The organism is Natrarchaeobius versutus, from assembly GCF_041205745.1.
In the GTDB taxonomy this organism is placed as follows: domain Archaea; phylum Halobacteriota; class Halobacteria; order Halobacteriales; family Natrialbaceae; genus Natrarchaeobius; species Natrarchaeobius versutus.
The window spans coordinates 96,623-118,097 of the sequence record NZ_JBGFCC010000008.1 but is presented as its reverse complement, the minus strand read 5'-3'; the positions used below and the strand labels follow the sequence as shown (position 1 = coordinate 118,097).

Below are 21,475 nucleotides of genomic sequence, written 5' to 3'. Positions count from 1 at the left end.
ACTCACTTCGCTCGTTCCGAACCGCGGAATAGCGAGCGGGGAACGCAGTGACCCGTGAGCTCGGCGATCAGTGTGGACATCGTTTCGGTTGGTACGATATTTAGCCACGTGATAATAATCCCCCACGGTCGACAACCACCGGGAAATGCCTCGAGTCAGCGTCGTGATTCCGACGTACGACAGAGCAGAGACGCTTCCGCGTGCCATCGACAGCGCGCTCGCACAGACGGTCGACGACCTCGAGGTAATCGTGGTCGACGACGGCTCGACGGACGAAACCCGCTCGATTCTCACCACCTACGCGAATGCTGATTCGCGCGTTCGACCGGTGATCCACGGGAGCAACTGTGGGGCGAACGTCGCCCGGAACACGGGGATCAGATACGCCCGCGGCGAGTACGTCGCGTTCCTCGATTCGGACGACGAGTGGCATCCAGCGAAACTCGAGCGACAGCTCGCCGTCCTCGAGGCGCGGCCGGACGAGTGGGTCGGCGTCTACTGCGACGCGACGTTCGATCTTTCGGGCGTGACCGGGGCGCTCCAACGCGCCGCGGCGTCCGTCCTCGGCCGTGCGGACGACGAACCCGTCAGGGAGGGGGGCGAGGAACTGATCGGGGCGATCCTCGCGGACGACGTCCAGCCCGGTGCGGGCTCGACGCTCCTCGTCGAAACGGCCGTCGCCCGGAAGGCGAACGGCTTCGACGAGACGCTCGGGCGGTTTCAGGATCCGGAGTTCTGTCTGCGCGTACTCGAGTGCGGAAAACTCGCCCACGTCGACGAGGACCTCGTTCGCCGGGAGCCGACCGGCCACCCGCCGGCGGCCGCGATCGAACGCGCCAGCGAGCAGTACCTCTCGACGTACGAAGATGCGGTCGAGCGCTTCGAGGCGGCAGGCTACGAGATTCGCGCGAGCCACCGGCTCATCCTCGGGAAACGATACCTGAGTGAAGGACGCTTTCTGCGGGCCACCCGACACCTTCGGGAGTCCTCCGCATCCATACGCCACGTTCCCGGACTCTGCTGGACCGCCGGGGCCGGCGTTCGGCGTCGACCGGTTCCCACTGCCGCAACGCTCGCCGTTCTCGTCGGCACGGCGATCGTGAGTTGGATCGCGCTCTCGAGCCGTTCCGGTCGCGTTCAGTCGGACGAAACCGCGTAGCCGCTCGAGTCGAGTCCGGCCGTTGGGGCGTCTCTTCGTTTCGCCGCCCGGTTCCGCACGTGCAACGGTCTTGTTCGAACGATAACTATGCCCGAGCGTCCGACAGCGACGTCCGTGAACGTCCGACAGCTCTATCACGCGGCCAGAGGTGTCCAGGGACTGGCGGTGACCGAGCGCGAGTCCTCCGTCTCGAGACCGTTTCGGCGACGGCTCTGGCTCTGGCGTCGCGGGTTTCTGACCCGATCCGACGCGCTCTACGATCTCGACGAATCGACCGCGGACACCTACGTCAACGACTACCAGCGATTCGTCCGATCGAAACGAATCAACGGGACGTGGTCCGTCGCGTTGTCGAACAAACTCCTCTTTCACCGAGTGATGCAACCGTTCGACGCCGAGCGGATGGCGGTCTACGGGATGCTTCGCGATGGGACGTACCACCCAGTCGACGACCGAAACGACGAGCCTGCCGAGCCGGCGACCAAACTCCACGAGCTGGCCGACGGCGGTCCGTCTCTCGCGGTCGCGTCCGGAGCCGAGCGAGACCGAGCCGAAGAGACGCGAGGAGGACGAGCGTCGCGAGACGGGCAGGGAGCGTCCGAGACGCGAAACGCCGCTCAGCGAGTCGTCGAACGTCTCGAGGAGGATGAGTGGCTGGTCCTCAAGTGGGTCCGCGGGGGTGGCGGGAACAACGTCCTGCTGTGTCGACGAACCGAGGACGGCTACCTGGTCAACGGCGATCGGTACGCCGACGCCGAGTTCCGATCGATGGTTTCGAATCTCGACGAATACATCGTCTGCGAGTACGTCGAGCAGGGCCCGTTCGCGGCCGAGTTGTACCCGGAGACGCCGAACACCGTCCGGATCGTCACAATGTACGACGAGACGGCCGGCGAGCCGTTCGTCGCGGCGGCGATCCACCGAATGGGGACGGGCGACTCGGGCCCGCTCGACAACTTCTCGCAGGGCGGGCTCTCCGCACAGATCGATCGCGAGACGGGCCAGCTCAGCGCCGGCGCGAAACTGCCAGTCGACGGTGAGGTCGGGTGGTACGCCCGCCATCCCGACACCGGGACGCCGATTGCGGACGCCCAGATCCCCGGCTGGCGACGGATTCGCGAGCGCGTCCTCGAGATCGCGGACGGCTGTTCGTTCGTCCCCTACGTCGGCTGGGACGTCGTCGTCACCGACGACGAGGGCTCGTTCACCGTCCTCGAGGCAAACAGCTATCCGGGGCTGAAGTCGATTCAGGTCCACGGCCCGTTACTGACCGACGACAGAGTTCGTCGGTTTTACGAGCGCTACGGCGTCTGCTAGCCGAGCGCTGACCGACCTCGTCACCGTCGATCGAGCCAAAACCACAGGAGGGACAGTTGGTCGACGGGTGTCGACCGTTCTCGAGTGAGAAACGCTTCGTTCCAGTAGTGAAAGAGAAGACAACCGATTATTATCGCGACGATAGTAAATAGGTCTTCGTCCGGATCCGAGATCGCATGCAGCGTGAGAAGCTTTCACGACGAACGGTACTGGCCGCCGCAACCGGTTGTGCGGTTGCGGGCACGGGCGTAGCGACGGTCGGCGGCGCCCTCGACGACGATGGAATCGACGCCGAAACAGCCGAGGACGCGCTTTCCCGAGATTCGTTTTCGATCAGAGCGGGAACGGACCAGGAGACGACAGTGTACGTGACGACGGCGCCGATCGACGGTCCGACCGCCGTGGTCGTCGGGGGCATCCACGGCAACGAAGTCGCCGGCTACGAGGCCGCGAGGGAGATCGCTGACTGGCGGATCGACGCCGGGACGTGCGTTACGATTCCCGAAGCCAACGCGATCGCCGTCGAACAGGGCACTCGAAGCGGCGACGACTGGACCGACCTCAACCGTCAGTTTCCGGAGGGTGAACCGCCCCGGACCGCTCTCGCGGAGGCGATCTGGGACGTGATCGTCGAGTACGACGCCGACGTCGTCGTCGACCTCCACGAGTCGACGGGGATCTACGCGGGCGATCCCGTCGACGGCGTCGGGCAAGCGATCTTCCACTCCGGCGGTTCGAACGCCGTCGAAACCGCCCGGGCGTCCGCCGAGTACGCCACGGAAAACTACGTGGACGACCCCGGACTCGCGTTCGAGACCGGCCCGTTCTCCGGTCCGAACACCGAACCGAGCGGACTGCTCGTTCACAAGGCGGCTCGAGACCTCGACGCCGACGCCTACCTCGTCGAGACGCTCTCGAGCGGCGTCGACCTCGAGACTCGCATCCGGTGGCACCTGGCGATCACGGAAGGGCTCCTCGACGACGCGCTGTTCGAGGACGAACCCGACAACGGACACGATCCCGACGTCGACGAGGACGCCGAAGAGAAGGACGAGGCGAGCGAGGAGGCGCCGGACGACGGTAACGGTGCAGACGACGCGAACGACGACAGCGACGACGGCGACGAGGATGCACCGATCGCCGAGATCAGACCCGAACCCGAAACCGGCGCCGAGCTGACGCTCGAGCCGGGCCAGACCGTCACGCTCGACGCCACGTGCTCGAGGCCTCGAGCGGGCGACCTCGTCGACTTCGAGTGGGACGTCGGCGGGACTGGCGAGTTCGACGAGGCGGGCGAAACGTTCGACGTGACGGCCGGTGACAACGGCAGAGAGACAGTCACGTTGCGGGTGGCCGACGACGCCGGCCGAACCGGTACCGCGTCTATCACGCTCTCGACGGACTAACCGGCAGTCGGTCGCAGCGACACGCGTTTCCCCGTCACATTCACGACTCTGATTTTCGCTATCTCTCCCGCGACCGGACGAAAACGCGATAATCTTCGTGGGCGAAAGTGCGCGATTTAGTCCATATCTTCGAGCAGTGAGCGGGCCCGCCGGACGTAGCTGCTTGCGTTCCAACTGCGAGCATCACCGATCTCGTCGAGAAGTTCGCGTGCGTCGTGTGCCGAGAGCTGTCCGGTCTGGACGAAGACCGAAAGCAACGTCGGCGTCGTAACGAGCCGGGTGTTGGCCAGCGGTGCGTGAATCAGACCGAGGTGATTGAATTCGTCACAGAGAAAGAGGGCGGCCTCGCGTTCGTTGGCAAGCGTGACTGCAGCGTTTTCCCCGTCGTCGAGGGGGAACTCCGTATCGAGCGACGCCGACTGGGTGGTGAACGAATCGGTTCGATCGAGAACGGTAGTAGCGGCGCGACCGTGGACGTCATCGTACGCGGCGATTTCCTCGAGTTCCCGTCTGACTGCCTCCGGAACGATGACGTCGTAACCGTCCAGACAGCGTGCAAGCGGATCCGGTTCGCTGTCGGCGACGCTACCGAGACTAACGAGTGCGGAGGCGTCTGCGACGAGCGTTGTCATCTATAACTCCGCGACCTCGTCGACGAAGTCCCCCTCCAGTTGTTGTTTCAATACCCGAAGGTTGGCCGCTTTTTCGGCGCCGACGAGGGCCTTGAGTTGGTCGAACGTAATTTCGTCGTCGTAGTAGGCGGCTGCGATCTCCTGTATCAGCGTATCGTTCTGGGTCGCATCCTGAAGATACTCGCGAACCGCCGTCACGAGGATATCAGTTCGGTCTTCACCGAGGACGTCCGCGAGCGCATCGGCCCGGTCGACGAGGCGGTGGGGCGCTCTGAACTGAACTCGCTTTTTGTCGGAACTCATTATGTGTACATTGTGAGCCACACTATTTAGCCGTTTTCGTGTGTACACTGTGAGCCACAGAGCCCAGTTGTTACGATAGCAATAGAGAAAATGCCGTCAGGCTCGGTGGAACAGGGTGATCAGTAGTGCGGTGCCGTGTGCAGTTCCCAGAGGTCGTCGAAGGTGATGACCTCGATGTCGGCACCGTCGATGTGCTCGAGCAGCGCCTCGTAGTCGTCTTCGGGCATCGTGTTGTCTTCGTCGAACGCGTGAAAGTTCAGGATGGTACACTGGTTGTGCTCGGCGGCGAGGTCGACGCAGCGCTCGGCGATGTCGTAGTCGTGGGCGATCGTCCGCGGGAGGACCAGCGGATCGAAGCCGTAGACGCCCGTCGTGTTGACGTTACCGGCCTGGTTGAACCCGCCGCAGTAGTGGTAGTCGGTCGTGTACTCGAGACTGGTCTCGTCGAAGCTGTTGTGCGGGAAGACGATATAGTTCGCGCCCTCGAAACCGTTCTGGACGAACCAGCGTTTGTCCCGACGAAGCCGGGTATCGATGGCCTCCTCGTCCTCGTACTCGTGGATCGGCTCGTGGGTGCCGTGGACGACGATCTGGTCGCCTTCCTCCTGTCGTTCCAGAAGCTCCGAGACCGACATGATTCCGTCGCGACCCTGTTCGGTCCACCGGGGGACCGGCGCCTGTACCGTTCGGAAGCCGTACTCGTCGTGAAGCGGCGACGCCCGCTCGTAGTAGTCGGTGAAGCCGTCGTCCCAGACCAGCATGACGTACCCCTGGTCGGGCTTCTCGTGGGTCCGCAGGTCGTCGATCCAGACCTCCGCTCGGTCCATCGTGTGGAGGACGTGCACCTCGAGTCGGTCGAGGTGATCCATCGCGGGTTCGTACTCGTCCTCCTCGAAGACGCCGGGGCTCGCCCGGAACCAGCCGACGTCGGGCGCGCGGTAGGTGATCTCCCGAAGCGAGTACACCCGCGCGCTTCCGAACTGGTCGACGACCCGCAGGTTGATCGTGATGTTCTGGGGCGTCGTCGTCCGAACGGCGAACGACAGGTCCGTCTCCGCCAGGTCCTCGCCCTCGAGGCTTCGCTGGACGACGATGGTTTCCTCGCCGTCGGACTCGAGGTGGAGACTCTGTTCGCCGTCGAAGACGACGTCCTGGTCGGCTTCCCCCGACCCCTGGACGACGTCCCACTGCTCGATGTCGGCGAAGTCGTCTAGCGAGTCTCCGGGCTGGCGGTACTGCTCGCGACTGTCGTACTCGGTCTCGAGTTCCGGGACGCCGTCGACGGGCGCCGCGGGTCTCGCGTCGGATTCGGGATCGGTGTCCGTCGTCGTTTCGTTCCCGTTACCGCCGTCGGTCACGGCGTCGACGCGACCCGAAACCGAGTCGAGTCGATCCGTACAGCCCGCCACTCCGGCGAGCCCGGCCGTACTCGACACCGCGAGGAACCGTCGACGCGTCGAACGTTGCTGTGACATCGGTGGACGGGTGCTACCGACGACGGCCTCATTATTATAGAGGCGATAGGAACCGTGTTTGCCGTCTCGTTCCGCCGTCGAATCCGTCTGATACGCCCGGTTTGTGGCTTAACGATGCCATAGTTATTGAGCAGACTGAAGACGCTGTGATAGTGTAGCGTGTACGAACACGGTCCGGTCGACTGCGATCGGTGACCGACCGGGTCGGGCGCGTTCGTACGCTCTCCGTTCGTGAGGGTAAAACGATGAACAGGGAACTCTTCGGCGTATTCGGTGATCGCGAGCAGTTCGAACGGTTCAGATCGATCGACGAGTTCGACGCGGTGTGTACCGGGTCGGGACTCACGGTCGGGATCAGGGATCCCGACCTCGGAACCCAGGGGTGGAGCGCCCAGTACAGCGGCGACGACGGCCAATGTGTCGTCTGGGGGGAAGCGTACGTCCCCGACGACGAAGACGAGTCGAACGCGGCGCGCTGGCTAGTCAGGCGATACGATGCCGACGGCCAGGACGCGCTTCGAGCGCTCAACGGCTCGTATCTGGCCGTCCTCGAGTGTGAGGAGGGCAACGAAGCGTTCGTCGCGACGGATCCGGTTCGGTCGCGGGAGTGTTTCTACACCGACGCTCCGGGGATTCGGGTCTTCGGCACCGACGCCATCACCGTCGGAGAAACGATCCCGGACCCGATTCCCGACCGAGACGGTATCCTCGAGTACCTTCACCTGGGAGTGATCCTGGGGGAGAAGACGGCAGTCGAGGAGCTCCATCGACTGCCGATCGACAGCCGACTCACGCCGGCGGCGGTCGAGTCGTTCGACCGGTTCGTCTACCGAACCGAGACGTTCGACTACGTCGGCGAACTGGCGGATCGCCTCGAGCGAGCGCTCCGGCGACGGGCGGCGCTTCCCGGCCGGAAAGGGGTGCTCCTCTCTGCTGGGTTCGACTCGCGAATCGTTCTCTCGCAGATCGACGGAATCGAGCACAGCTACACCGTCGGCTCGCCCGACGCTCAGGAGGTGGTCGGCGCGAAACGCCTCGCGGCGCAGTACGACGCGGATCACACCGCGTTTCCGCCGGACGAACGGTATCTCCGGCCCGAAGAGTCGAAAATTCGGTCCTCACAGGGGATCAAGGAGTCGTTGCACGTCCACCACGCCGGCTACACCGACGGAATCGACGTCGAGACGATCTACCACGGCCTCCTCTGTGACACGTTCTTCCGCGGCCACTTCACCGCACGAGAGACCGTCGACGTGCTCGGAAAACGCATCCCGACCGGTCGCCTCGATCCAGATCCTGACCCCGTAGAAAACCTCCTCGAGAAGTTCGGGTACGACCGCGAAGCGAGCCTCGAGTTAGCCGAGCGAACGTCGTTCGACGTCGAGCCGGAATCGTTCGTCAGGCGGGCCATCGCCGACGCGCTCGAGGCCGAACGGACCCGAGCCAACGGCGTACAGAACGCGGCAACCTGCTGTGGAATCACGAACCAGCCGTCGATCCCGTTTCACAACCACCTGGCGGATCGCTTCGTCACGTCGTTTCTTGCGACGGATCGCGACCTGATCGACTGGCACCTCCGGACGCCGCCGGAACACCGGACCACGGAGACGTTCCTCCGGGCATGTGAGCGGATCGACGCCGACGTGCTCCGACACCGGCCGCCGGATCGTCCCCACGATACTGCGATCCTCAACGAAGTCGAAGGATTCGTCCGCCGGAAGACGCCGCTTCTCACAGCGTTCGAATCGGCATGGCCGGGTCGCGAGACCCTGTTCGACCGTTACGACTTCGATCGGCGCTTGCTCTCCGATCTCGAGCACATTCAGGGACTGCCGGCCCGGCACAAACTTCGAATTATCGACGTCCGCGGCTGGTTCGACGCGTGGACCGATGCTGAGGCGAACCTTCACCGCTGGCTCCGGCCGCGCGTGAGGACGACCGGATGAGGGCCACACCAAGCCGGCAAACGATAATCGTCTGATAACCGGTTCCATGGCGGTGAATCGTCGACGAGGCGACCACTAAGTCGATTTATTTCGTTCGAGCGGGCTAAACTGTGAAAATGGTTATATACCAAGCAGAGGTAGCGCGTAATATGCGTCTGACGCCGTCTTGGTTACGCTCTTCGTCGGGCACTTCTTCGAAGGAGTGTCCCGAAGATGGCGAGACTACATCAGACCCAGCGGTGACGATCTATCACGATCCGAGAGACCCCGTCGACGAAACCGATACAGGCGCTCGTTCCGACGAGTTCGTCCCTGAGACCGACGCCGCGCTCCGGTCAGCCCTCGAGGACGTCCAGCTACCGGCGACCGTCGACGAGGTCACCGATCAGTTGATCGAACCGGCACAGCCGCCCATCGATACGTGGGCTGACGTTCACGAACAGCTCCATCGGACGAGGCTTCCGTCGCTCGACGATGCCGGCCATATCGAGTTCGACGAGTTCCGGGGGATCGTCGAACGGACGGACCCGCGAGCGGACGAGGGCAGGCCGTTCTCTCCGGCCGTCGTCGGGACCGTTTCGGTCGTCGTTTTACTCGTGTTGCTTGCACTCATTTCTGTGTCGATTGTAACCGCATTCACCGTGACGGTGATTACGACGACGGTCGTCATCTGGCTCGTTCCGAGTTTCGTGTGAGACACAAATCGAGTACCGTATCGAACGATGGCTCAATTGAGCGCTCGAGTTACCGTCAGTATCGTGAAAAGAAACAGGACCAGCGCGCTGAGGCCGATCCCTGAGAGAAGCGACATAAATGGCAGTTCGATAACTGCGCCGAACAGCACCGCATAACAGAGTGCAGTCGCGACGATGTAGTAGTCGTTCCAGTTCGTCTCGTCGTCGGATTCGCTCGTCGACTCGTCCGTCGGTTCGACCTCGAGATACACGTCGACCTGATCGGCGAGCGGTTTTCGTTCGACGATGCCACGATCCTGTTGATAGCCGATCACGCCAGCCTTGTCGAGTTTCGTGAGGTGAGATTGATAGAGGGGAATGTAGACGCGCTGGCGCTGTTTCGACGTGAGTTCTTCGACAGTCGTATCGTGTTCCCACGCCGCGACCTGTTCCGCGACGTCGCGCATACGTACCGGTCCCTCGGTCCCCCGAAGGTACCGAAGCACGAGCCGCCGTCGCTCGTTTTGTAGTAGATGAAAGAGTTCGTCCTTCGGAACCGTGGACTCGTCCCCGGAACACTCGTTCGCCGCATCCGGCCCCTCGCTATACTGTTCTTCCGATCTGATACATTTCGATGCCATTGCGTCGATCACCCCTAACCAGAGGTGGGTAATAAAGCATAGAAACCGTGTATTCCGAGACGATTCAATTTAGCAGATTTTATCGAAGTCGTGAATTATTTTTCTTCATTTTTATACGCCTCTGAATTGGGTTTAGAAGTTTTATACCTCACTATTTCGAAAATGTGCCCCAGATTTATTTCATCGGATAACACAGAAATATATGGTTGGACCATCATTCTGATTTTCCGTCTGTTCCAGATAATAGGACAGTTCAAAACAGTCAGATCGTACGTAAGCAGATTCTGTATCGAGGTGGTGATATGTAGGCGTCAGACGGTCGTCGTACGACTCCCCTCGAGCGGCGCTTACCGGAGCGATAATAAACCAGTCCCGGTCCCACTCTCCGACGAAATGAGCGACACCAACTGGTGGTTCTTCGATCTGGCGCTCGTCATCGCCGCCGCTGGCAGCCTGGCGTTCGGGATTGTTTCAGGAGTAAGTGGTACGGTACGAATAATAGTCGCGATACCGCTCATCTGCTTCCTTCCGGGATATGCACTCGTCTCGGCGCTCTTCCCGGACGAGCCGAACGACGGCTATCAGTCGTTCGACGAGGGGAAAACCGGCCTCGGAAATCCGCTTCTCGCCAGCGGTGGACTCGAGTCGATCGAGCGAACGGTTCTGTCAATCGTCTTCAGCGTTGCACTCGTCCCGGCGAGCACCCTCTTTGCGTCCGTATCCCCCCGGGGTGTGGCCGCCGAATCGGTACTCTTCGGGGTTGCGATACTGACAGTGGTTCTCGCACTCGTCGCGGTCGTTACTCGGTACCGATGTTCACCCGACCGGCGCTACACCCCCTCGATTCGATCCGCGGTACCGTTTTTCACGTCACGGTCGACACTCTACGATCGGTCCGACGAACGCCCGTACAACGTCGCGATCGTCGTCGGATTGGCGCTCGTGGTCGCCACCACCGGGTTCGCCGTCGCCAATCCGCCACAGCACGACGGCTTCACGGAGTTCGAGGTAGAAACCGAGGCCGTCGACGGCGAGCTGGAGACGGTCTACGAGTCAGCCTACGAGGACGGAGAATCGCGGGAACTCGAGGCGACGATCACGAACCGCGAACACGAGGAGGTGACGTACACGACCGTCGTCTTGCTCGAGGACGTACGCTACGGCGACCGCGAGAGCGACGTCACCGTCCACGAACGAGACGAACTAGATAGACAAACGGCGACGGTCGGTGACGGCGAGAGACACCAGCAGACGCTCGACGTCACGCCGACGCTGACAGAGGAGCAACTGCGTCTGACGCTGCTTCTCTACGACGACGAACCGCCGGACGAACCCACAGCCGAGAACGCCTATCGCGTCGTCTCCCTTCCGATGGAGGGATCGTAATGTGGCCGTGGGAACACCTGGCCGTCGCGTACCTCCTGTATTCGCTGATGGCCCACAGTGTCCTTGGCCGTTCGCCGACGGCCGCCGAGACGATCGCCGTCGCCGTCGGCTCACAGCTTCCCGATCTGATCGACAAACCACTCGCCTGGACGTTCGGGATCACGGAGACCGGCTACGCGGTCGGCCACTCGATATTCGTCGCACCGATCGTCTGTTTGGCGGTTTTCGCGGTGTCGGTTCGCTACGATCGAGACCCCGTCGCGGCTGCGTTCTCGTTTGCGTATCTGTCCCACCTCGTGACCGACGTCCTCAATCCGATTCGGATGGGCCGGGACCCGGAGCTACGCGTCGTCCTCTGGCCGGTTGCATCGCCGCCAGCGGGCGATCACGGCGGTTTTCTCGATCACTTCGCCCTCTACCTCGTCCGTCACGTGAACCACATCCTCAGCGGCGGCCTATCGGCGGAAGTCGTCTTCCAGCTGGGTATCGGACTGGCCGTCGTCGGGCTCTGGCTCGCCGACGGTGCACCGGTCGCCAGCGACTGCTGGCGTCTCGTTCGGTCCCGCCTCGAGTGACCCGAATCGACCGGTGTGCAAGATCTATCGGATCGTCACTGCCACAGCTGTCGACTCGCAGATACCGGCCGATCCTTGATCGGATCAGTGACCTCGCAAGAAGACGGACGGAGACGCGGAACGGTTTCGCCGCGTTTCCGCGACCGGTCCGGCGATCGACACCGGGCGAGCGGACAGGTGCGCCCCCAGACACCGCGAGGACGTGGCGGACCACGGACGTGTGACTGACTGTCGATCCCGCGTCGAGACGTGGACCGGAAACCCGGTGTCGAATCCAGCGACCGAACTGATAGACCGGAAACCCGGTGTCCGAGGTCGAGTCGTCGACCGGATTCACGTCCAAAACCTTCCGCCGAATACTGTCGATTCGTCGCCGAACCTCGACAGCGCTCGCTCGAGCCTTGGTGATCAGCTTCGGTAGAAGGGATATCGTGACCGCGTCCAGGACGTGGCGACGACCTCGACTCGCTCGAGACGGCGACGACGGCGACACCGAGAGCCGTCGGTGCACCGATCACCCGGTCGCCGGGGACGGGGTACACACCGTGACGTCCCCGTTCGTGTAGACCGTCGCCTGATCCGGCCGGCAGAGCCGATCCCGGGAGATTTGCTCGATGCGACCGTCACCGTTCTCGTCGGCGAAGTAGACCGCATCGGACGACTGGGTGGACCGATACACCGTATAGTCGTGCGCCGCGACCCCGTCGTCGGGAACCGTCGCGGTCGACGTCGACGGATACGCTCCGGTCCGCGTAAGCACCGTCTGGTACGGGTGGTCCGTGTAGAGACGTTGATCGGGTCGGATCTCACTTCCGCTCGGCGATCCAGTGAGTTCGGCGATCGCTTCGGCCGCGGCGAGTTCCGATTCGTCGTACGCGAGCCGTTCGTGCTGACCCGAAAAGACCGGGTCGTCGACGTTGCTCTCGGCGGCGAAGATCATCGCCCCCGGATAGACGAGGACGAACAGCAACAGCACCGAGACGACGAGTGCGGGATTCAGTTTCCCGCTGACCGTCCGCACGCCGATCGCCCCGAGGATTGCCATCGGCGCGTAGAGGAACGCGAACCAGCGCGTCGGGATGAAGTTGTGAATGCCGAACATCGGGAACCCGAGGACGAACACGAGCATGAACGCCGACGCGAGCAACAGGGTGAACACCGACTGCTCCGCGCGGTGGCGGTGGACGACGTACAGACAGCCGACGAACGTCGCGCCCAGCAGGAACAGGAAGCCGAGGACGTCGACGTACGGAACGACTTGCTCGAGCAACGTTGGATCGGCCGCCGTCGCGGCGTCGGCCTCGTCCCCCGTGGAGCCGCTCGCGATGTTGAGGAAGCCGGCGCTCTCCTCGAGCGTCTGGGTGAAGAAACTCAGGACGGTCGCCAGAAACGAGTCCTGACGGTACGGCGTCAGCGACCAGACGAAGATCGTCAGTCCGAAGTTGAAGACGACGAGTCCGACGAGGTTGACCGGTTTCTTCGCCCGGAAGACGCTCGTATCGAGTCGCGTGAGTCCGAACGGACCGACCACGAACACGAGCTGGGCGACAAAGGCCGCCAGCAACAACACGAGCATGATGAACGTCGATACCTGGTGGGTGAGGACGACGGCGATACTCAACAGGAGCAACAACGAGAAATCCCGGATGGTGTACTCGATGCGCATCACGCGGATCAGCGCGTACAGCATCGCGAGGAAGAAGACCAGCCCCAGACTCGTCGGAATGAGGTGGATCCCCCACATCGAGACGTGGCTGGCGACGGCGTAGAACGCCGTCGCGAGCGTTGCCCACCGGGCAGAGACGAGCAGGTTCGTGGTCGCGTAGATCAACAGGACCGAAAGCGGCATCACGATCCCCGCGGAGAGGTAGATCGCGAGTCGAATCGGGACGTCGTACACCAGCGCCGACGCCGCGACCAGCAGGTGATAGAACGGCGCGGCGTAGTGTTTGTCGTCGGCAATGGCGCCGAGTGACTGTTCGGTTAGAATCGCGCGCGTGAGCTCCGCGTGGGTCCAGATGTCGATTCCGACGTACCCCGGCGTCGCGTACAGCGCCGTAAACCGGAAGACGAACGCGAACAGGACGATCTGGAGGAGCAACAGACCCGGGTTGAGATCGCGGTCGCTCGCGAAGAGGATCTGGCCGATCAGGAGCGTTCCGACGACGCTCGCCGCCCCGAAAAACAGCGGCGTCCGCCCCTCCTGGACGACCACGAGTGCCACGAGCGCCGCGAGGCCGACCAACACGACGCTCGGCAACGCCATCGTTACCCTCGAGGAGAGCGTCGGGAGCGTCCGCGCGTCGTCCTCCTGGTACAGCGACACGAGGTACAACGCGCACGCGGTACCCAGAACGATCGGGACCGTGTTGAGGTAGACCTGCGAGGCGAACAGCCGAAGCGGAAGCAGCGCCAGCGCGATGGCGAGTCCGCAGATCGCCGCGACCGTATCGAGCCGAAGCGGACGCAGGTCCGCCACCTTGCTATAGACCACGGTTCACCTCCGTCCGCCGATCTGTGTCACGATCCCGATCGTGATTCCGTTCACTGCCAGCACGGCGGGCCAGAACGTTCCGATAGACGGCGAGGAGACGGTCTCCCAGCGCGTCGACTCCCAGGCCGTCGATCGCTTCGCGCCCGTTCGCCCGACGCCCGCTCGCGACGATCCGATCGAGCCCGTCGACCAGGTCAGCGTCCTCGTCGCTGACGACGCATCCCTCGACTCCTTCGAGCGTCTCGCGGACGAAGCCGACGTCCGTCGAGACCACCGGGAGATTGCACGCCGCGGCTTCCTTGACGACCATCGGGCCGCTCTCGCGGCTCGAGGTGACCAGCAGGACGTCGCTGGCGTTCATGTAGTAGGGAATCTCGTCGTGATCGACGCCGGAGACCGACCGCAACTCGAGGTCGACGTCGGTCCGCTCGACGAGGCGCCGCGCTCGAGGGTAATCCTTCACTGCACGGGTTCGATCGTACGGAAACAGCGCGACCGGGCGGTCGGTCTCCCAGCCGACGCGTTCGCGAGCCTCCTCGCGCGGAATCGGCCGGAACAGGTCGGTGTCGACGCCGAACGGAATCAGTTCGTGGCCGGACTCGAGTTCGCGGGACATGGCCGGACTCGGCACGATTGCGGCGTCCGATCGACGCGCGCAGAGCCGGCTCATCGACCGGAGCCAGCCGCGGTCGCTCATCAGGTCCGTCCCCCACAGAGTCGTGACGACCGGCCGCGTCGGCAGCGCGAGCGCGAACGGCGCCACGAGTCCGTAGTTGGCGTGGACTAGGTCGTACTCGTCCGATCGAATCTCCGAGAGGAGCGTCGGATAGTAGCGCAAGTAGTCCGTCGGCGAGCGCGGCGAGTCGCCACCGTGGTCGCCGGGGACGGCGACGACCGTGCAGTCGACGCCGCGGTCCTCGAGCGCGGCGACCTGCTGGTCGAAAAACGGTCGCGGCGACGTAACCAGCTGTAACACCCGCATCGACATTGTCACCGGTACGATCACCCCGTGTTGGTCGCCGGCGTCGATTCGGTCGCCCCGTGCGCCCGCGCGATCGATTCGATGCGCCGAACGACGACGTTCGTCACGTCGATCCGCTCGTCCAGCAATCGCTCGCGTCGCTGCACCCACTCGTCGTCGGAGCGGTCGACGATCGAGACGGCTCGCTCGAGCCCGCGAACGTGGCGGTCCTCGCCGTCGTGTTCGAACAGCAGTCCGTACTCCTCGTCGAGTTCTCGCGTGTAGCCAAGCGAGAGTGGGTTCACGTAGACCGCTGGCGTGCCGAGGACGGCGGCTTCTGCCGCAGTCGTCGCGCCCTCGCTCAGGACGACGTCGGCGTAGGCGAGCAGATCGTGTATCCGATCCGGTGGCGTCGAGAACTGGTAGTCCTCGAGGGCGGTCGGGGGCTCACCTTCGGCGGAGAGCAACACCGCCAGCCCGGCGTCCTCGAGTCGGTCGACGACCTCGTTCGGGTCGTCGAAGCCGCCGTGACCGACGTCGTGGGAGGCCTCCCAGCTGCTGAGTCGCACGACGGCGAACGGATCGTCGGGTGCGAGACCGGCCGACTCGAGGACGGCCGGATCGGGCTCGAACCGGTCGGGGTGGAGGTAGGCGAGTTCGTGATAGCCCGGATACGTCACCTGCTTCGCGCCGATCTCCTCGCGGTAGCACGCGGGGGTGCAGATCACGTCCGCGAACGGGTAGCCGAGGCGCTGGATGAGCGTCGCGTGCTCGGTGTCGTAGAAGACGACACTCTTCGTTCGCAACACCGAGGAAACGTGGGCGGCGGCGACGCCGCCGATCGCCGCGATCACGTCCGGATCGATCCGACGCGCACGCCGCAACAGGCGCGTCTCGTAGGTGGCCTGGACCGCCGCCAACGAAACCAGCGAACCCGGCTCGCCGGCCAGCACCTCGTGGTCGACGTCGTAGGCCTCGAGGAGATCGATCGCCACGTCGTTCTCGCGAGCGAAGACGGAGACCTCGTGGCCGCGGTCTCGCAACTCCACGATCGGATATCGAAAGAAGTGGACGTGTCCGGGGTGCTGGATCGTTATCATCACACGCATCGGCTCACAGCCTCCGATAGACGAACCCCGCCTCGACGGCCGCCCCCTCGTCCAGAGCGCCGGTCACGTCGACCAGGGCAGGTCGATCCTCGAGTTCGGTGGCGACCGCCTCGAGATCCAGTCGTTCGAACTCCGCGTGCGGCGTCGCCAGCACGATTGCGTCGACGCCCTCGAACGAGAGCGACTCGCGAACGTCGAGGTCGAATGCCTCCCCCACCGCGTCGTCGTCCGCGAACGGGTCGAATCCGCAGACGTCGATGTCGTACTCGGCGAGTGCCTCGACGACGTCCGAGACCTTCGAGCTTCGGATGTCCCCGACGCCGGGTTTGTACGCGAGTCCGAGCACCAGCACGCGACTGTCCCGGAGCGTCTTGTGGCAGTCGTTCAACGCCTTGATCGTCAGCTCCGCGACGTGTCCGGGGACGGATTCGTTGACTTTCCGTCCCGTACGCACGAGTTCCGGTTCGTATCCGTCCCGGGCCGAACGGTGTGCGAGGAAGTACGGGTCGACCGGGATGCAGTGGCCGCCCACCAGACCCGGGCTGTATTCGTGAAAGTTCCACTTCGTACCCGCGGCCTCGAGCACCGCGTTCGCGTCGACGCCCATCCGCTCGAACGCCATCGAGAGCTCGTTGACGAATGCGATGTTGAGGTCCCGCTGAGCGTTCTCGACGACCTTGCTGGCCTCGGCGACCTCGATCGACGGGGCACGGTGAACGCCCGCGTCGACGACCGACTCGTACAGCGTCGCCACGTCCTCGAGTACCGTCTCGCTCTGGGCGCTGACGACCTTGACGACGTCGGCGAGACCGTGTTCGGGATCGCCCGGCGTCGCCCGCTCCGGCGAGTAGCCGACGAAGAAATCCTCGCCCGCGGTCAGCCCGGAGCCCGCCTCGAGCGCCGGCACGAGGACGTCGCGGGTCGTCCCAGGAGAGACGGTCGACTCGAGGATGACGGTCGTTCCGGGATCGATCCGCGAGCCGACGGTTCGGCCGGCCGCCTCGACGGAACTGAGATCCGGCTGATCGTCGTCGTCGATCGGCGTCGGGACGGTGATGACGACGTAATCGGCCGCGCCGATCTCGGCCGCGTCGGTCGTATACGAGATGTCGTCGTCGCGTACCGCCTCGTTGGAGAGGTCACCGCTCGTATCGACGCCCGCGCGCAGGCGGTCGACGGTTTCACCGTCGACGTCGTACCCGATGACGCGGTAGTTCGACTGTGCGAACCCGACCGCCAGCGGCAATCCAACGTAGCCAAGCCCGACGACGCAGATCGTCGCGTCCCGCGTCGCCGGCGTCGCGGCGTTCGAGGTGTGTTCGAGCGTCGTGGCGCCGTTCGTCGACTCTCGTCCGTTCTGGTCGCGCTCTCCGTCGTCCGCTCGCTTCTCCGTATCGGTTAGTGTCGTGGTCATAGGTCAAACGTTGCCTCGTCGCGTGACCGCCACACGATCGTGTGCGACGGTGGTCGTCCATCGGTACGCCCACAACCGCGGGGCGTGCCTCGAGTAGCGCCCACTCGGCGGGATCGGTTTACTATAGCGCCGATAAACCGTTGCAACAGCGGCATCGAACGGGATTTCGGCGGCCGAGAGTCGTTCGGGACGGATTCGAAGGAGAACAGCGGATCGACCGCCCGGGCGTTTATACAGGTGTTAAGCGGACCTGTAGCGCTCTATAATGAAGGTGGTGTGGGGGCTCGTCTCAGATGCAGTCGGCGCGCCATCGACCCCACCGGCCACACGCCGACTGCAACAGGACTGCGACAACCCATGACACCCAACGTCTCGATCGGAGCCCGGATCGCACTCGCGCCGAGTTCGATCGACGCGCGATACGACGCGATTCGGACGACCCACAGCCTGTACGACGCACACACGGTCGCGACGAGACTCAACGATCGACTCAGTGGACCGTTGTCTTGGATGCGACCGTTCGAGGTGTCGTCGTTCTGGGAACAGGCCTTGCTCGTGGTTCTGTTTGTCCTGATCAGCGGACTCGTCGCTCTCCGCCTCGCAGAGGCGGCAACGAAGCGCGACCTCGACCACTCGGTCCGCTCGCTGATCCGGGGAACGGACGGCAACTCGAACGAGGGATACCAGTCAGAGAACACACGCGACCACCATAGAGGTGATCGACACGGACGCCGCACGTCCAATCGCCGGGGATACAAACGGTACCTCTCGCCCGAGACGCCGCCGGAACTCCTGAGTGACGAGGGCAAGGTCGTCAGACTGTTGGTTTCGACCAACGGTCGAATCCGTCAGCACGAGATCACGGACGAAACCGGCTGGTCGAAGTCGAAAGTCAGCCGGCTTTGTTCACAGATGCACGATGACGGAGTGATCGAGAAGCGATCGGTTGGTCGGGAGAACATCATCGCACTGTCCGAAACCGAGCCGAACGAAACCGACGGTGGCGACGAGACGAGTCAGTCGGACGACGTCGAGAACCCGCTTCCGTAGGCACGCCTCACGTCGGAACCACCATCCAACATCAACCCCTACCCGTTCGCGGCCGATCGGACCACCACCAACCCCACTTCTTCGACAGTTCTCACCCACCCCCAGTGGACTCTTCATTCCGATGTACTCCCGTAGTGAGCCTCGGTCACCTCAGTGATCGAACGACGCGGCGACGAGAGCGTTCGGCTCGAGCAACCGGACGGCGCCTCGAGCGCCGGAGGTTCGTGATCCGAATTCGCCGAGAGATCGCCCAGTCGCGTGACGACGGCAAGTTTCGGGCAATCACGATCGTACGACACCGTGGTGGTGTGAAGGCGACGTGCGCCCGATTCGAGCCGATCGGCACCCAGATTTGCGCGAGATGAAACCGTCTTCGGCGATGGATACCGGCCGGCTTAGTCGTCGTATAGTAATGGACGCTGTCGGCGTCGGCGACGGTAGCGATCCGCCCGTGTCGGGGCGAACGATTGGCACGGGCAGGTGACAGCAATGACACGACACAGAACGGCACTACGGGCACCGGTTTCGAACCGAGTCGATACGATCACCGCGGGCGCCTCCCGAGCGGAGGTGATCGCCTGATGTGCGGGATCATCGCGCGTATCGGTCGCGGCGACGCGACGGAGACGCTGCTATCGGGACTCGAGAACCTCGAGTACCGGGGCTACGACTCGGCGGGGATCGCCGTGCAGAACGGCTCGGGGGTAAAGGTCCACAAGACCACCGGCGAGGTCGACGACCTCAAGTCGACGCTCGACGCTCGACCGAGCGGGAACATCGGGATCGGTCATACCCGGTGGAGTACGCATGGACCGCCAACCGACGAGAACGCGCACCCACACACGGACACGGCAGGCGACGTCGCCGTCGTCCACAACGGGGTCATCGACAACTACGACGCGCTCAGAGCGGAGCTCCGGGAACGGGGCCACGAGTTCGAGAGCGACACCGATACCGAGGTCATCCCACATCTCATCGACGAGTACCGACAGGAGAGCGAGGACACCGAACTGGCCGTCCGAAAGGCCATCGACACGCTCGAGGGGAGCTACGCCATCGCCGCGATCGTCGACGGCGAGGAGCGCGTCTACGCGGCCCGGAAGGGGTCGCCGCTCGTGCTCGGGCTAGACGAGGAGGAGTGGTTTCTCGCCAGTGACGTGCCGGCCTTCCTCGATCACACCGACGAGGTGATCTACCTCGAGGACGGCGACCTCGTCGTCTTAGAGCCCGACGCCTACCGGATCACGAATGTCGCGGGCGAGCCGGTCGAACGGTCGGTCGACACCGTCGACTGGGACCCCGAAGACGCTGGCAAGGGGGAGTACGACCACTACATGCAAAAGGAGATCCACTGCCAGCCGACCGCACTCTCGAACACCATCGAAGGCCGCGTCGAGGACGGGACGGTCGCGTTCGACGACCTCGAATCGGGCTCGTTCGCGGACGTCGACTGCGTTCAGTTCGTCGCCTGTGGCACGTCCTTCCACGCGTCGATGTACGGTGCACAGCTGTTGCGAGCGGCCGCCGTCCCGACGGAAGTCATTCGCGCAAGCGAGTACGAGGCGGCCGCGGGGCCGGTCGACGAGGCCACGCTCGTCGTCGCGGTCACCCAGAGTGGCGAGACCGCCGACACGCTGGACGCGGTCCGCACGGCGGCCGGCCGCGGCGCGCGGACGCTCGCGATGACGAACGTCGTCGGCTCGACCGCCGCCCGCGAGGCAGACGACGCCATCTACATCCGGGCCGGCCCGGAAGTCGGCGTCGCCGCGACGAAGACCTACTCCTCGCAGGCGGTTACGCTCGCGTTGCTGACCCACCGGCTCGCCGAAGACGTTCCGGATGCGACTCCGGCGGACGACGCCGAGGCGATGCTCGAGGCGCTCGAGGATCTCCCCCGACACGTCGAGACCGTCCTCGAGACCAGCCAGGCGAGGGCGCTCGCGTGGGAGGTCATGGACAACCAGTCGTACTTCTTCATCGGGAACGGCTTCGGCCACTCGGTGGCGCTCGAGGGCGCACTGAAGTTCAAGGAGATCACCTACGAGCACGCCGAAGGGTTCGCCTCGGGCGAACTCAAGCACGGTCCTCTTGCGCTCGTGACCGAGGAGTCGCCAATCTTTGCGGTCTACACCGGCGGCGACGACGAGAAGACGAAGACGAACGCGATCGAAGCCCAGTCTCGCGGTGCGCCGATCGTCGCCGTCGGCCCCGACGACCACCCGCTGGTCGACGTCGCCGACGCACACCTGTGTGTCCCCGAGACCCACCCCGTATGGGCGGGCCTGCTCGCAAACGTCCAGTTGCAACTCGTGTCGTACTACGCCGCGAAACTCCTCGACAGACCGATCGACAAGCCGCGCAACCTCGCGAAGAGCGTCACGGTCGAGTGACACTCGAGCGTGAAGTACCTCGGGGACAAGCCCCGAGGCTTCGCCGTTTTGACCGCACGCCCCAAAACGGGTTGTGCGGTCGCAGGCGGATTTAATTCCCCTCGACCTCCTGTGTTCACAGTTAGTTGAAATTAACACCCGAACACTCGATGCGTCCGTGAGGGTCGGCGGCTCCACCCCGCCCGACAACACCCGTCTCACCACGCCAAAGACGCGGATTTTGAGAGGTGTCGCATTCCATCAGCCAAACGACCGTTTCATACTGAGGTCTTCAATATCCTTCGCGGTCGTTATCCGTCAATACGAGATGATGTTTGATAAGTCTTCATGTCGGCTTCACCCTCGGGGTCAAGCCCCGAGGCACTCGCCTCGGATCTCTGTAGACTGTCGATTTGTCACACACACCGGTTGCCGGTCGCCCGTCCGTGTCGTCCGACCGTCTGTCGCTCTGCAGTCGCCGTCCCCGCGTGCTCGGTACTTTTGTGATCGGCAGCGAGTCGACAGCGTCGTGAACTCCGTCGAACCATCCGCAGGATACATACC

The 21,475-nt window shown here is 63.8% G+C and carries 17 protein-coding genes; 9 read left to right on the top strand and 8 right to left on the bottom strand.

What is annotated here, in order from left to right; translation table 11 throughout:
* Positions 1-145 precede the first annotated feature (145 nt).
* The 3 genes from AB7C87_RS17590 to AB7C87_RS17580 all read left to right on the top strand — a co-directional run bounded on the left by AB7C87_RS17590 (position 146) and on the right by AB7C87_RS17580 (position 3,882).
* Positions 146-1,159 carry a glycosyltransferase gene (locus tag AB7C87_RS17590; protein WP_369730806.1) on the top strand — a complete coding sequence of 338 codons (1,014 nt, stop codon included), beginning with the start codon at positions 146-148 and terminating at the stop codon, positions 1,157-1,159.
* A 114-nt stretch (positions 1,160-1,273) separates the two neighbouring features.
* The gene (locus AB7C87_RS17585; protein WP_369730805.1) at positions 1,274-2,476 is read left to right on the top strand and encodes a sugar-transfer associated ATP-grasp domain-containing protein; all 1,203 of its coding nucleotides are present in this window, start codon (positions 1,274-1,276) and stop codon (positions 2,474-2,476) included.
* Positions 2,477-2,652: 176 nt separating this feature from the next.
* Positions 2,653-3,882 (top strand): PKD domain-containing protein, encoded by a 1,230-nt coding sequence (locus AB7C87_RS17580; RefSeq protein WP_369730804.1) that lies wholly within the window; start codon positions 2,653-2,655, stop codon positions 3,880-3,882.
* A gap of 116 nt (positions 3,883-3,998) precedes the next feature.
* Here the strand turns inward: AB7C87_RS17580 and AB7C87_RS17575 are convergent, their stop codons facing one another.
* The 3 genes from AB7C87_RS17575 to AB7C87_RS17565 all read right to left on the bottom strand — a co-directional run bounded on the left by AB7C87_RS17575 (position 3,999) and on the right by AB7C87_RS17565 (position 6,292).
* Positions 3,999-4,514, bottom strand: a complete 516-nt coding sequence (locus tag AB7C87_RS17575; protein WP_369730803.1) for a PIN domain-containing protein — start codon at positions 4,512-4,514, stop codon at positions 3,999-4,001.
* Positions 4,515-4,817: a hypothetical protein gene (locus AB7C87_RS17570; protein WP_369730802.1), complete on the bottom strand. Its 303-nt coding sequence runs from the start codon at positions 4,815-4,817 to the stop codon at positions 4,515-4,517. It lies immediately after the preceding gene.
* Between the two features lie 119 nt (positions 4,818-4,936).
* Positions 4,937-6,292, bottom strand: coding sequence for a polysaccharide deacetylase family protein (locus AB7C87_RS17565; RefSeq protein WP_369730801.1), 1,356 nt, complete (start codon positions 6,290-6,292; stop codon positions 4,937-4,939).
* Between the two features lie 245 nt (positions 6,293-6,537).
* On the opposite strand from AB7C87_RS17565, the gene AB7C87_RS17560 reads away from it, so the two are divergent.
* Together AB7C87_RS17560 and AB7C87_RS17555 are read left to right on the top strand one after the other, a co-directional pair.
* A complete protein-coding gene (locus AB7C87_RS17560) occupies positions 6,538-8,238 on the top strand; it encodes an asparagine synthase-related protein (RefSeq protein WP_369730800.1) in 1,701 nt (566 codons plus the stop codon).
* A 239-nt stretch (positions 8,239-8,477) separates the two neighbouring features.
* Complete coding sequence (locus tag AB7C87_RS17555) at positions 8,478-8,933, top strand: hypothetical protein (protein WP_369730799.1); 456 nt, start codon at positions 8,478-8,480, stop codon at positions 8,931-8,933.
* 32 nt (positions 8,934-8,965) lie between these two features.
* Here the strand turns inward: AB7C87_RS17555 and AB7C87_RS17550 are convergent, their stop codons facing one another.
* Complete coding sequence (locus AB7C87_RS17550) at positions 8,966-9,553, bottom strand: DUF7344 domain-containing protein (RefSeq protein ID WP_369730798.1); 588 nt, start codon at positions 9,551-9,553, stop codon at positions 8,966-8,968.
* 393 nt (positions 9,554-9,946) lie between these two features.
* Between AB7C87_RS17550 and AB7C87_RS17545 the strand changes: the two genes are divergently transcribed.
* Positions 9,947-10,939 (top strand): DUF1616 domain-containing protein, encoded by a 993-nt coding sequence (locus AB7C87_RS17545; RefSeq protein WP_369730797.1) that lies wholly within the window; start codon positions 9,947-9,949, stop codon positions 10,937-10,939.
* A complete protein-coding gene (locus AB7C87_RS17540; protein ID WP_369730796.1) occupies positions 10,939-11,514 on the top strand; it encodes a metal-dependent hydrolase in 576 nt (191 codons plus the stop codon). Before AB7C87_RS17545 ends, AB7C87_RS17540 begins: the two co-directional genes overlap by 1 nt.
* A 514-nt stretch (positions 11,515-12,028) precedes the next feature.
* Here AB7C87_RS17540 and AB7C87_RS17535 read toward each other — a convergent pair.
* Genes AB7C87_RS17535 through AB7C87_RS17520 form a run of 4 tightly spaced genes read right to left on the bottom strand, consistent with a single transcriptional unit; the run spans position 12,029 to position 17,492 of the window.
* Positions 12,029-14,008, bottom strand: a complete 1,980-nt coding sequence (locus AB7C87_RS17535; protein WP_369730795.1) for a hypothetical protein — start codon at positions 14,006-14,008, stop codon at positions 12,029-12,031.
* Positions 13,998-14,990: a glycosyltransferase gene (locus AB7C87_RS17530; RefSeq protein ID WP_369730794.1), complete on the bottom strand. Its 993-nt coding sequence runs from the start codon at positions 14,988-14,990 to the stop codon at positions 13,998-14,000. Before AB7C87_RS17530 ends, AB7C87_RS17535 begins: the two co-directional genes overlap by 11 nt.
* Positions 14,991-15,010: 20 nt before the next feature.
* Positions 15,011-16,078, bottom strand: a complete 1,068-nt coding sequence (locus AB7C87_RS17525) for a DUF354 domain-containing protein (RefSeq protein ID WP_369730793.1) — start codon at positions 16,076-16,078, stop codon at positions 15,011-15,013.
* A gap of 4 nt (positions 16,079-16,082) precedes the next feature.
* Positions 16,083-17,492 (bottom strand): nucleotide sugar dehydrogenase, encoded by a 1,410-nt coding sequence (locus tag AB7C87_RS17520; protein ID WP_369730792.1) that lies wholly within the window; start codon positions 17,490-17,492, stop codon positions 16,083-16,085.
* 357 nt (positions 17,493-17,849) lie between these two features.
* Between AB7C87_RS17520 and AB7C87_RS17515 the strand changes: the two genes are divergently transcribed.
* Together AB7C87_RS17515 and glmS are read left to right on the top strand one after the other, a co-directional pair.
* Positions 17,850-18,542, top strand: a complete 693-nt coding sequence (locus AB7C87_RS17515) for a helix-turn-helix transcriptional regulator (RefSeq protein WP_369730791.1) — start codon at positions 17,850-17,852, stop codon at positions 18,540-18,542.
* A gap of 581 nt (positions 18,543-19,123) precedes the next feature.
* On the top strand, positions 19,124-20,932 hold the full coding sequence (gene glmS, locus AB7C87_RS17510; protein ID WP_369730790.1) for a glutamine--fructose-6-phosphate transaminase (isomerizing): 1,809 nt from the start codon (positions 19,124-19,126) through the stop codon (positions 20,930-20,932).
* Positions 20,933-21,475: the final 543 nt, after the last annotated feature.

What these genes read in the sequence shown, in the direction of transcription:
- AB7C87_RS17550 (WP_369730798.1), bottom strand. Translation starts at nt 9,553, where the DNA reads ATGGCATCGAAATGTATCAGATCGGAAGAACAGTATAGCGAGGGGCCG.
- AB7C87_RS17580 (WP_369730804.1), top strand. Translation starts at nt 2,653, where the DNA reads ATGCAGCGTGAGAAGCTTTCACGACGAACGGTACTGGCCGCCGCAACC.
- AB7C87_RS17570 (WP_369730802.1), bottom strand. Translation starts at nt 4,817, where the DNA reads ATGAGTTCCGACAAAAAGCGAGTTCAGTTCAGAGCGCCCCACCGCCTC.
- AB7C87_RS17525 (WP_369730793.1), bottom strand. Translation starts at nt 16,078, where the DNA reads ATGCGTGTGATGATAACGATCCAGCACCCCGGACACGTCCACTTCTTT.
- AB7C87_RS17590 (WP_369730806.1), top strand. Translation starts at nt 146, where the DNA reads ATGCCTCGAGTCAGCGTCGTGATTCCGACGTACGACAGAGCAGAGACG.
- AB7C87_RS17575 (WP_369730803.1), bottom strand. Translation starts at nt 4,514, where the DNA reads ATGACAACGCTCGTCGCAGACGCCTCCGCACTCGTTAGTCTCGGTAGC.
- AB7C87_RS17530 (WP_369730794.1), bottom strand. Translation starts at nt 14,990, where the DNA reads ATGCGGGTGTTACAGCTGGTTACGTCGCCGCGACCGTTTTTCGACCAG.
- AB7C87_RS17545 (WP_369730797.1), top strand. Translation starts at nt 9,947, where the DNA reads ATGAGCGACACCAACTGGTGGTTCTTCGATCTGGCGCTCGTCATCGCC.
- AB7C87_RS17565 (WP_369730801.1), bottom strand. Translation starts at nt 6,292, where the DNA reads ATGTCACAGCAACGTTCGACGCGTCGACGGTTCCTCGCGGTGTCGAGT.
- glmS (WP_369730790.1), top strand. Translation starts at nt 19,124, where the DNA reads ATGTGCGGGATCATCGCGCGTATCGGTCGCGGCGACGCGACGGAGACG.
- AB7C87_RS17560 (WP_369730800.1), top strand. Translation starts at nt 6,538, where the DNA reads ATGAACAGGGAACTCTTCGGCGTATTCGGTGATCGCGAGCAGTTCGAA.
- AB7C87_RS17540 (WP_369730796.1), top strand. Translation starts at nt 10,939, where the DNA reads ATGTGGCCGTGGGAACACCTGGCCGTCGCGTACCTCCTGTATTCGCTG.
- AB7C87_RS17515 (WP_369730791.1), top strand. Translation starts at nt 17,850, where the DNA reads ATGACACCCAACGTCTCGATCGGAGCCCGGATCGCACTCGCGCCGAGT.
- AB7C87_RS17520 (WP_369730792.1), bottom strand. Translation starts at nt 17,492, where the DNA reads ATGACCACGACACTAACCGATACGGAGAAGCGAGCGGACGACGGAGAG.